Below are 10,433 nucleotides of genomic sequence, written 5' to 3' on the forward strand. Positions count from 1 at the left end.
CTGTGTGATCGTCTTAGAAGCAGTTGTCGGCGGCAGCAACCGGGGCAGCTGTTTTGGCCGACATCAGCGGGAGGAATACACAGTGAAAGATCAGCGTGAACATTTGCGGGCAGTCGGAGTCCTGCACGTCGCCTACGGAATTTTGGCACTCATTGGCACGATGGTCATGGTACTGATCGTGGCTGGGATTGCCGTGCCGGCAGCGTTCGCGGGCAGTGAACTGATCCCGGCGGCGATTACCGGCGGTTTCAGCCTGCTGATGGCGGGATTCATGCTGTTCTTCTTCCTGCCCTGCCTGATCGGCGGGATCGGCATGTTGCGACATCGTCCATGGGCGCCGACGATGCTGATCGTGGCGAGCATACTGAATCTGCTGACTCTGCCGCTGGGAACGGCACTGGCGGGGTATACTCTGTGGGTGTTGTGGCCGCGAACTACTACTTCGACGCCAACGGTCGCGCAGCACTGATTTGGACTTGAATGAGGCTGTCCCAGAGGTCGCGATTTCCGAGCAAGCGGGAAGCGTCGGTTCACAATTTCGTGCTGAAGTCTACTCACAGGCAATGGATTGCCGATACGCCGCGCGAAATCAAGAACCGACGCAGCGGGTTGAAAGTGGCCCATGAAATAGCCTCTTAAACGTCCCTCTTCGTCTCCAAAATTCAGCTTGACAATCCCGCATCGGGGCGAGATTATTTCTGCTCAATCACATGAACTGGGAGAAAAGCAGCACGACCATAGTGCTCAGCGCCATCATTGTCCTCATGGGCGCGGAGATCATTTACCTGGTTTATCAGAACCGGCAGCTCAAGCAGATGCTGGATGACCCGGCGCATTTTTTCGAGAAGACGCTGCAGAGCGGCGACACGGTGCCGGCGCTGCGCGGGCCGGATATCAACGGCAACGAGATCAGTCTGACGTACGATACACGCAGCCCCTTTACGCTGGCGCTGTGGTTTTCGCCGACGTGCGAGTCGTGCGAGGACAATTTCGGGATCTGGAATGAGATCGAGCGGCGGCGAGTGCCGGAGAAGTTGCGGTTGATGGGTCTGTGCGGCTGCACGGCGGGCGAGGGCAAGGAGGCGGCCGCGGCGCATGGGATTGCGTTCCCGGTGCTGGCGGTGACTGATCCGGGAATCGTTGACATGTACAAGGGCAATTTGCTGCCGCAGACGATTTTGATCGAGCCGGAGGGGCGGATCAGACAGGTGTGGCCGGGGGCACTGCTGGAGAGTCAGAAAGCTGAGATTCTTTCGCTATTGACGACGTTGGCAACCATCAAACCCGAAGGAGGTGAGTGAGAATGATGGCGTTGCGTAAATTCAAAGCGGTGTTCTTTATCCTGGCATTGGCGATTCTCTTCTTGGGGTCGCTGTCAATCGTTTCGACGGAGTCGGCGACAGCGCGGCCGAAGTGCTGCATCTGGGTGATGTATTGCACGACCACGCCGCCGATTGTCTGTTGGGACGTCTGCAAGCCAGTTCCCTGCCCGTAGCGGTTATCAATCGCTGTTCTTAACAACAGACAATGAAGCGAATCGAGACGCCGGCAAAACGGCGTCTCGAGGAAAAGCAAGCGGCGGTCAGATCGAAACGCGCAGGCTGTAGAAGTTTGTTTCGCTGATGAGAGATGATCCTTTGTCGTAGCGGCCATAGTCAAAGGCGACATCAAAACCGCTGTCCACCCAGCGCACCAACCGGCTGTTGGGATCGATGTGACTGCGACGGGCAAGCCAGGCGATGATTCCGCCGGCGCGCAGGCCGAGGCCGTAGGTGTAGGTGTCAGTTTGGCCGTCATCGTCATTGTACTTGCCGCCGCGGATGAACAGGCTGCCGAGAACGCCGAATTCGGCGCCGAATTTCTTGATGGTGGCGGCGTCGCTGCCGACCAGATCCTTCTGCCACTCATGGACCAGCAGGAGCGATGCGATTGAGGCGCGGCCGCTGGCGGCGCCAAGTTTCAGAGCGATGCCGGTGCGGCTCAATTTCGGAAGGGGGTCTTCCTGCGCGGCATCGGGATATTCGATATCATCTCCGTTGTTAGCGCGGACGTAGGCGAAGGAAGGCGTAAAATCGTAGTTGACCGCGCGGTTCGGTGCGGGAGTTGTCCCGACGAGGTCGACGATTGGCAACTCGACGGCGACGGCGTAGTCGGAGGCATTCGCCTTTCCGACGATGTCATAACCTTCGGGGCCGAGATAGGACCGAATACGTTTGTGAGTGAAGCCGAGTCCGATGCGGGCGTAGTACTCGAGAGCGCCGGCGACTGTGAACAAATCAGCTTTGTCATAAAAGTCCTCTTCCCCAACGCCGGTTGAACCCGGCACTCCACGAGGACCTTCCAAGTAATCGAGTTTGAGGCGCGAGTAGCCGAGGGCGAGGGCGACGCGCGGCTGATTCGGCCCGTCGGGGTCGCCGAATTCGACGGCATAGCCGCCGCTGACTGCAAACGTGGTCAAGTTGAGGCCGCCGCCAATGACATTGGGCAACCAGTTTGTAGCGATCGGAGCAGAGAAGCCGGCGTTACGCTGCAGGTGAAAGAGACCGAGGGCGGCGGGATTGTAGAGCCCGGATTCTTCATCAACGAGATTAACGGTGGCAGCACCCATGCCGACGGCGCGGGCGGAGTTGACGATGCCGAGAAATAGTACTCCGGCATCGGTCGCGTCGCCTGCGCCGGCGGCAGTTGAGGTTGACTGGACAGCGGGCGCGGTTTGCACGGTGGAGAAAACGAACATTGCGGCGAGGACAGCCACCAAAGCCGGACGAATGGTGATGCGCATTCTTCCATCCCTTTCTGTTAGTTGCGCTGATTTATGTGACAATCAGAGAGCCCACGAAGATTATACAAATAATCGGACTTCGGAGCCCACGATCGCGCCAAAAAACTTGACGGTGTCGCTGCTTCCCTATTGGAAGAATTCGACCTGGCCGGTTTCGAGGGAGTATTCGGCACCGACGACGAGGAGGCCGTCGCGGCGGATCAGATCCACGATGATGTCCGAGCCGTGCCGCAGTTGCTTGACCGAGGCTTCGATATTAGCGCGAACGGCGCGGCGCACGAGTTCGGCGCGCGGGAGACCGGCGGATTCGGCGAGAACTTTCTCCACCGAGGGACGGACGCGGTCGACGATTGAGAGAAGATTGCGGGATGGATTTGGCGCGGGTTGTTGGAGTTCGTCGAGGGTGGCATTGATGGCGCCGCAGTTCGAATGGCCGAGCACGACGACGAGCCGCGTGCCGAATTTGGCGGCGGCGAATTCGACGCTGCCGATCAGCGAGGGGGCGATGATGTTGCCGGCGACGCGGATGACGAAGAGGTCGCCGAGGCCTTGATCGAAGATGATTTCGACCGGCACGCGCGAGTCGGAACAACCGAGGATGACGGCGAACGGTTCCTGTCCGGCGGCCAATTCGCTGCGGCGGGCGAGGTTGGCGAGGCGTTCGGTGCGCAGGTTGCCGGTGATGAAGCGGCGATTGCCGTCGCGCAAATATTGTAGGGCTTCGGTGGCTGTCGTCACGTTCTCTCCCCGATCAGAGTTCAAGGTTGATCATGCGGGAATGTGGCGCTTAAGGCAAGGAAATTGAGAAGGGGCCTCAAATCCCTCCCGAAAGCCCGACGAGCGGTAGAATCGTGGCGTTCGGAGGGTTGAAGATATTTCGTGACGTGGAAGCGGTCGGGAGTTGACCTACGGGGTGGGCAAGCCGATTGATGAACTCACGTGAGGAAAGGCGACGGAGAAAATTCTGCGGCAATCGCTGGATTCAATGCCAGTAACGCGCGAGCCCCGGTGAACCGGGGATCGCGCAGTACAATTCCGAATCAGCCAATCGACGTTTATTTTGCCCCGTACTCCGAGTCTGTTCCAGCGCCAGACTGACTCGCCAACTTCTCGACGAGGGACTGGAGTCGTGCCAGTTCGCCGCGGAGGCCATTGAGTTCATCGATCTGCTTCTGTTGCTCTCTGATGGCCTCAACCAGCACCGGCGTAAGCCGTCCGTAGTCAACCGACTTGAAGCCATCCGCGTCGGTCATGACCATTTCCGGAAAGAGCAACTCAATTTCCTGGGCGATAAAGCCAATCTGCCGACGGTCATCGAATTTCCGATCCGGGTACTCAGCCTGCTTCCAGAGGTAGCTGACGCCGCGCAACTGCATCACCTTGTCCAAGGCGTTGGACAATCCGTGAACATCGGTTTTGAAGCGTTCATCGGAGCAGGCCCCGATTGTGCCGGTGTAGCAGATGTTTCCAGCGACATGAAGATCGGTCGAGGGGCTGGAGGTCCCGATGCCCACTTCGCCGGTGGGCTTAATGAAGATTGCCTGGTTATTATTTCCGTAGATAGCGAACCCCCCCGTCTGTGAAGTGGCCACGATGTCCCAGGCGGAGCCAAAACTACCGTCGGTCAAGGTCAGCGCGGCGCCGCTGTTGTTCGCAGCGACGAAGGGAGCGCTGATTTCCAGAACGCGAGAAGCAACATTTACGGCTCCGGTCGAAGGAGTGGTCGAGCCCAATCCCAGGTCGCCATCCGGTTCGAGGTACAAGCGGCCGGTGCCGTTTGCAAAGATTCCGAGATTGTTCCCACTTGACGAGGTGGCGATAATGTCCCAAGCATACCCGAGATTGCCATCAACGAGGGTGAGCGCCGCCCCGCTATTGACGGCGGTATTCATCGGTGCGTTGATCTCAAGTACCCGGGAGGCGCGGTTGACAGCGCCAGTAGAAGGAGACGCCGTCCCGAGACCGACATCGCCGTTCGGCTCGATGTACAGCAGGCCATTGCCGTTGCCGAAGATTCCGTACACTCCGGTAAACGAGGTCGCAACCATATCCCAGGTATTGCCGATGCCGCCATCGGTCAGCGTCAAGGCCGCGCCGCTCGTGGAGCCACCGGTTGACGGAGCGTCGATTTGCAGCACGCGCGCGACGGCCGGTCCAGCTCCCGCAACAGGTGTGTCGGTTCCGACGCCGACGTTACCGGTCGTGCTGGCATTGCCGGCAACTTTGAGGGCCCCGACCACGGTGCCGCCATCAGCACTGTCGACGGTCGCCACGCGAAATGCGTAGGGTGACGTTGCCAGACGCGTCCGGGGCGCGATTTCAGGATCGGCATCCACCTGGATCCCGAGGAAACAATCGCGACCAACGAAGATGTTGTTGTCAAAGGGCAGGATGAAGCTCTTGCCGCCGATCAGGACGGAGAAGAGACCATCCGTCACCGCGACATTGCTGTGGGTTTCTTCGTAAACGATTGATCCCGCTATGGAGTCGTTGTAGATCCGGAACGTCAGGTCATAAACGCCAGTCAGGGGGTTACCTCCATTGTCAGTCAGTCGACCCTGGTAGCTCATGTACCCCGGGGTCCCAGCACTCAGGACACCAAATGTCAGCAGCAGCAACGCAGGAATAAGGATGCAGGTGCGCTTTGTCATGTGAATACCTCCGCAAGAGTTAGGTGGTTCCGCTTCCGCTTCTGATTGCCTTTAGAAGGATCGAGGTACGGGTTGGCCCGACGACAACGGCAGCGACATAAAAGATAATATAGGTCTATGATGAAAGATAGCCCGAGCGAAGGTGGGAGTCAAGCAAAAACGAAGTTTCAGGCGCCGGGCGAGTGGGCGGAGGCGGTGATCATTTCCTCGAGTACCTTCATATCGACATCGGCGAGGGATTTGATGTAAAGACAGGACTTGCTGGTCTTGTGTTTGCCCAGACGTTTCAGGAATGGTGTCAGGCCCCGAAGGTCGGGTAGATAGAGGGTGAGGGCTTGTTTGCGCGGCGAAAAGCCCATGAGGGGCCAGTCGAGTTCGCGGCCGGAGGCGTACTTGAGGCGGAAAGTGCCGAAGCCGACGATGGCGCTTCCCCACATCTGCGGTTTGGCGGCGGTGGCGGTTTGCATCAAGGCGACCAGTTTTTTGGCGTCTTTGCGCATGGTGTCATCGGGGATGGTCGCGAGGAATTTGGTGACGCTGGCTTTGGTGGGTCGGGTCTTGGGTTCGGCCATTGGGACTCCGGGGGCAAGGGGTATCCAGAAGAATACGGATGGGGGGAGGGGTGGTTGGCAGATTGTGGAACTAAGACACTGAGGGAGGAACTGCGGCTTCACATCTTGAAATACTGCGTGTAGACTCCCCAGGTACCGACGATGACAAGTTCCGACTCGCTGTTCACGTAGACGGTTGTTGAGTAGTTCTTGTTGTCGTAATCGAGTGTGTAGTATTCAAAGCCATCGATGGTCCCGTAGCTGTACTTGTAGCTGCCCCACTCGATCAGGCTGTCGCGGTAGATCTTGTGATACACGCCATCTTTGAATGTCACGACGACCTCGCCGAGATAGGATGGATAAGAGCAATCGGGCAGACAGCCGCCGCACGAGCGGACCCAGTCCCATTCACCGGCCAGCCAGTCGATGTCGGAGCCGGTGCCGTTGGAGTCTTCACAGGCAAGCAGCAGCGCCGCCGCTACCGACACGAGAATGACGACGATGGACTTGGTAGTTATGGGCATGATGACCTCCAAAAATTGGACAGGGGAGGATCGGGCGAACTTGCGCAGGAGGTTGCCGGTGTAATTCGCGGGTCAGAGGCTGAATCGTTACATTCACCTGTACCCTACCGAGGTTCCACGAGGACGACTTGATTCAGACTTGGTTGATTGAGCAGCCGGCGCAGCAAGTTATGAAGGTCCCACCGTTCCGGTGGGGTACAACACGTGGAGGGGCGTTAGCGGCATGATGGGACGCGGTGGCATGGAAATAGGCGGGATCTGACCTACGGGGCTGTGGGTGATTGCTAAATCGCCAGTACAGCAAGCGAAGGAGTTCCCACCCTACCCGTGGGTACGGGAACAACGGTAGGTTACCAACTTACCCACACTCTTGGGGGAAGTTCAGCTCTAGACTACGACCTGGGTTCGATGGTGCTTCGATCAGAGTATGGGATTCTCGCCTTCAATAGCAACCAACATACTTTGCAGACTGCTTTGACAAGATCACCCTGTCCCCAGAATGTAACCCAGGTGTTTCCGCACTTCGGACACTTCAGAATCTGGTGGTCTCCCTGATCTTCGACAATCGTCGAGTCCACTGCATGACCCGAAACGCAATCCACTACTGAACCATCGGTGGTTATCTCTAGATCACTGTCGCAACTCAGACAGAACCTCCGCTCCGTGTTTTTGTTATTGTCAATCAAGAGACGCATTGGCTTCGAGCAATTCGGGCAGACTGCGTCTACTCGTCTTGAATACACTCCCCAAGGCCTAGTTATTATTCCATCTTCAGTTCGATGAACGTGAAACCGCGAACCACAGGACGAGCAGGTTGGTAAGGCGCTGTCACCCATCTGCTTTCCTATCCATACATTAATCTGGCTCGAGCAATTTGGACACAGAACGCGCTCTTGTGCTCGCGGTGCTTCGATATCGCCGAGGGCTCTTTTAGCGGAGCCGAGTTGAAGACGGGCACTTTCAAGCTTTTCTCGCAACGGCTCAGTCTCGAGGGATTTTCCACCACCTTTGTTCATCATGGTCTCGAGCTCTGTCGAAACGCTGTCAAGACTGCTAACTGTATCAATAATCGTTTGAAAATTCGATGGACTACCGACCAACAGATTCAGGTCATTCACCGCCCCGTGAACAATTGATATTACTTGCGAAACCCGGTCAATGGCTGCCTCGGTATCGATCTCACCGTTTTGTGACATTTGAACAATTCGATTAAGTTTCATTGCCGCATCTGAAACGTGGCGGGTAATCATCTGTAATTCTGCTTTGAACAATTCTACAGCACGCTCTCGTGGTCGAGTCTCCGACAAAGAGTTAGATAGAAGCGCGCCACCGATACCGCCGGCCGTGGCTGCGACGACTCCAGAAATCACATCTATGACTTCCCCGCCCAGTAAGCTCAGCAATGAAGCACCGGCGCCCATAAGTATGATGAACGTGGATGCCACGATGTGTAGCGGCCGGTCAGACCACAGTTCGCTTAACCTGCTCATAGATTGCCCTTTCTCCTTACGGTTCTGGCATGAAGATTACTGCCCTACCCATTGTCTTCGCGGAAACTCCTTTATAAAAACAATATCTTAGTCATTAACCTGGATGTCAAGTGCCACAAAATGAACGGCGATTATTTCCAATTTCGGTACAATTAGTCTTTATGCTCGTGCCCCGAAGTCCGTGCAGCTAAGTTTCTCATCAACAGTCAAGTCGAATCCGAACAGCGGTACCCCGGGGTATTGACTTGGGTGTCTCTGTCGATACGGGTTCAGCCAAACGTTGACCTTTGGGCTCGAAGGTCAGTCTTCGAGCAGGCCTTCTTCCCACAGCCAATGGCCAAGATCACTTGTGCGGTCTATAATCGGACTGGCGCCAGCGAGGCGCAACTCTTCAGAATCGTCGAGTTTGAGTTCGCAAGCCCCACAGAACAGGAGGCCCGCTCTGAAGTTGAGTTTGGCTCCCGTCAAGTCAGTGCCTGGGACAGCATCCAACTGCGTGTATCCCTGAACGAGTGCGAAGTTCGCACAGACAGGACAGTGTGTTGTATAGAACTCCCACCCCTCCGGAATCTCCGTTGATCCAAGGTTCAGACCTCTTGAGCATTTTGTCCGTGCGGCTTCGATACGCTTTCTGACTTTCTCGACTCTCGTCGATTCAAATTCGGTGAGTATGGCAGCATACTCCTTAGGTGCCCGGGTCCAGGCCAGCTCGAGTTCCTGGACTCCGGCCATGTCTCTCAAGAAGCTGAGCGCTAGGAATGCTGTGCGTTCGAGGTCATACCTCTGAAAGCTCGGGAGAATTGCATGAACGCTCGCGTTTCGAACTGTACTAAGAAATCGTGCGTGGGGACTCAACGAGGGCTTCAGATCTGGGCGAAAGACATAGAAAGCACTTATAGCCTTATCCATCCCGATTGTAGGGATTGCATTTGACCGCAACGTTTCCCAGTGAGTCCGCCAATTGAAATCCGCTGGCAGTTCTACGGGCGTGGAGAACATGAACCTGAATTCGGTTGAGCCACCTTCGAATATGCTCAAGAAGTTCTTCCTTGAGAGATACGACTTGAGCATTAGTTCGACCGCAATAGCAAGATTGCCAAGTGCAACCTGGTAGTGCGATGCTTGAGAAGCGCGCCGCTCCGCAAACATCTTCATTCCAATCGCGAGAAAGTCAAGCGCAACATCTGCCAAGCGCGAACTGTAGACCGCAACTAGTCTCTCGACTATCGTTCTCAGCTTCTCGTTCATACGACCTCACTTCTCCTCACTCACGCTGCGACGGACGGCCCTTGTCACTTTTGAGTGCTGGTTTGATTTGAGCATGGCAAGGCAAGATTGTGATCTGGTTCTTTCTAGTCAGTAGTCGCAATCTTAGGAAACCTCTTACAGTGGACCCGGTACTTCCAGTTCGACCTCTTCAGACGGATCATTCTCGAGGCTCCTCGCCAGCAGCGGCAGAAGTACGAACACGATCATACCTGTAATTACATAAGCACACAGGAATGCGTACCTGAGTAGTTCGAATTCCTCCACTTCTGTGTTTCTCCATGGCAGAAGGACACTGGTGGCAATCGCACCCAACAGCACAGCGATGACTGCTGCACAAGCTTTGATCGCATTGACAAACATCTTCCAGAAATCTGGCCGAGCTCCTCGCTCGCGTGTCCACCGACTCGACAATCGCCGCCGAAGCCCAAATCCTACGATGCTGACCATTCCAAAGAGAAACAAGAAGACGGTATTCACTACGCTGGAGGCAAATAGCCATGGGAGCCACGCCAGTATGAAACTGGTCGCAGTGCCCCAAAACGCTAGTTCGAGGTTCCCTCTTTCTCTTCGAATCCGGCGCAACAAGAAAACGAACACCACGGTCGCAAGTAATCCGACCGCTGCGAACAGCAGTAGAGCCAATGCAGGCGAGGGCTTCGATGAGTCGGACTGCAAGTAGCTGAACAGAGTCTTCATTTGACCATTGTGCATCCAAACAGTGTAATGAAGAGCGCCAGCGACCAAGAAGCCAAATCCAGCGTATAGAGAATAGATCAATATTGGGAATCCGAAGAACCTCCTCGGTATCTTCCGAAACCAATCCTCAGACGGTGGAGACTTCTTCACTTCAGTGTTCATCTGGCCCAGACCTTAGAGTAGTCAGAATCCTCACTCTGCGTCGTTACTTGACTTGCTCAATCTAACTCCTCCTTCTGACGACACAACAGCAAAAAACCCCTGTCGTTGCCGACAGGGGTTCGATATTCAAGAAATAGTGTGCACAGGAAGAAAGCTTGTTTTGTCTCCCGCCGAGGCGGGATAGATACGTCGACATGGATCGATCAGCGACGATGTCATTTGGTAAGGACCAATCGCTGACACACCCAGTACTCCTTAGAAAGGAGGTGATCCAGCCGCAGCTTCCGCTACGGCTACCTTGTTACGAC

General features: G+C 55.8%; 11 protein-coding genes and 1 rRNA gene. 3 read left to right on the plus strand and 9 right to left on the minus strand.

What is annotated here, in order from left to right; translation table 11 throughout:
• Positions 1-82 precede the first annotated feature (82 nt).
• The 3 genes from IT585_06570 to IT585_06580 all read left to right on the plus strand — a co-directional run bounded on the left by IT585_06570 (position 83) and on the right by IT585_06580 (position 1,495).
• Positions 83-469, plus strand: a complete 387-nt coding sequence (locus IT585_06570) for a hypothetical protein (protein MCC6962898.1) — start codon at positions 83-85, stop codon at positions 467-469.
• Positions 470-710: 241 nt separating this feature from the next.
• Positions 711-1,301 (plus strand): hypothetical protein, encoded by a 591-nt coding sequence (locus tag IT585_06575; protein MCC6962899.1) that lies wholly within the window; start codon positions 711-713, stop codon positions 1,299-1,301.
• 2 nt (positions 1,302-1,303) lie between these two features.
• A complete protein-coding gene (locus IT585_06580) occupies positions 1,304-1,495 on the plus strand; it encodes a hypothetical protein (GenBank protein ID MCC6962900.1) in 192 nt (63 codons plus the stop codon).
• Between the two features lie 87 nt (positions 1,496-1,582).
• On the opposite strand, the gene IT585_06585 is transcribed toward IT585_06580, so the two are convergent.
• The 9 genes from IT585_06585 to IT585_06625 form a co-directional block, all read right to left on the minus strand.
• The gene (locus IT585_06585; GenBank protein ID MCC6962901.1) at positions 1,583-2,782 is read right to left on the minus strand and encodes a hypothetical protein; all 1,200 of its coding nucleotides are present in this window, start codon (positions 2,780-2,782) and stop codon (positions 1,583-1,585) included.
• Positions 2,783-2,908: 126 nt separating this feature from the next.
• Positions 2,909-3,520, minus strand: a complete 612-nt coding sequence (locus IT585_06590; protein ID MCC6962902.1) for a carbonic anhydrase — start codon at positions 3,518-3,520, stop codon at positions 2,909-2,911.
• 317 nt (positions 3,521-3,837) lie between these two features.
• Positions 3,838-5,433, minus strand: coding sequence for a tail fiber domain-containing protein (locus tag IT585_06595; protein ID MCC6962903.1), 1,596 nt, complete (start codon positions 5,431-5,433; stop codon positions 3,838-3,840).
• Between the two features lie 167 nt (positions 5,434-5,600).
• Positions 5,601-6,005: a DUF1801 domain-containing protein gene (locus tag IT585_06600; GenBank protein ID MCC6962904.1), complete on the minus strand. Its 405-nt coding sequence runs from the start codon at positions 6,003-6,005 to the stop codon at positions 5,601-5,603.
• 98 nt (positions 6,006-6,103) lie between these two features.
• Positions 6,104-6,508 (minus strand): hypothetical protein, encoded by a 405-nt coding sequence (locus IT585_06605; GenBank protein MCC6962905.1) that lies wholly within the window; start codon positions 6,506-6,508, stop codon positions 6,104-6,106.
• Between the two features lie 392 nt (positions 6,509-6,900).
• Complete coding sequence (locus IT585_06610) at positions 6,901-7,998, minus strand: hypothetical protein (GenBank protein MCC6962906.1); 1,098 nt, start codon at positions 7,996-7,998, stop codon at positions 6,901-6,903.
• A gap of 300 nt (positions 7,999-8,298) precedes the next feature.
• Positions 8,299-9,246 (minus strand): hypothetical protein, encoded by a 948-nt coding sequence (locus IT585_06615; protein ID MCC6962907.1) that lies wholly within the window; start codon positions 9,244-9,246, stop codon positions 8,299-8,301.
• Positions 9,247-9,381: 135 nt separating this feature from the next.
• Entirely contained in the window at positions 9,382-9,963 is a 582-nt protein-coding gene (locus IT585_06620) for a hypothetical protein (GenBank protein MCC6962908.1), read from the minus strand.
• A 421-nt stretch (positions 9,964-10,384) separates the two neighbouring features.
• A 16S ribosomal RNA gene (locus IT585_06625) occupies positions 10,385-10,433 on the minus strand; the annotation flags it as partial.

Source organism: Candidatus Zixiibacteriota bacterium (genome assembly GCA_020853795.1).
Taxonomy (GTDB): Bacteria; Zixibacteria; MSB-5A5; order CAIYYT01; family CAIYYT01; genus JADJGC01.

What these genes read in the sequence shown, in the direction of transcription:
- IT585_06620 (MCC6962908.1), bottom strand. Translation starts at nt 9,963, where the DNA reads ATGAAGACTCTGTTCAGCTACTTGCAGTCCGACTCATCGAAGCCCTCG.
- IT585_06575 (MCC6962899.1), top strand. Translation starts at nt 711, where the DNA reads ATGAACTGGGAGAAAAGCAGCACGACCATAGTGCTCAGCGCCATCATT.
- IT585_06580 (MCC6962900.1), top strand. Translation starts at nt 1,304, where the DNA reads ATGATGGCGTTGCGTAAATTCAAAGCGGTGTTCTTTATCCTGGCATTG.
- IT585_06615 (MCC6962907.1), bottom strand. Translation starts at nt 9,246, where the DNA reads ATGAACGAGAAGCTGAGAACGATAGTCGAGAGACTAGTTGCGGTCTAC.
- IT585_06595 (MCC6962903.1), bottom strand. Translation starts at nt 5,433, where the DNA reads ATGACAAAGCGCACCTGCATCCTTATTCCTGCGTTGCTGCTGCTGACA.
- IT585_06610 (MCC6962906.1), bottom strand. Translation starts at nt 7,998, where the DNA reads ATGAGCAGGTTAAGCGAACTGTGGTCTGACCGGCCGCTACACATCGTG.
- IT585_06585 (MCC6962901.1), bottom strand. Translation starts at nt 2,782, where the DNA reads ATGCGCATCACCATTCGTCCGGCTTTGGTGGCTGTCCTCGCCGCAATG.
- IT585_06600 (MCC6962904.1), bottom strand. Translation starts at nt 6,005, where the DNA reads ATGGCCGAACCCAAGACCCGACCCACCAAAGCCAGCGTCACCAAATTC.
- IT585_06605 (MCC6962905.1), bottom strand. Translation starts at nt 6,508, where the DNA reads ATGCCCATAACTACCAAGTCCATCGTCGTCATTCTCGTGTCGGTAGCG.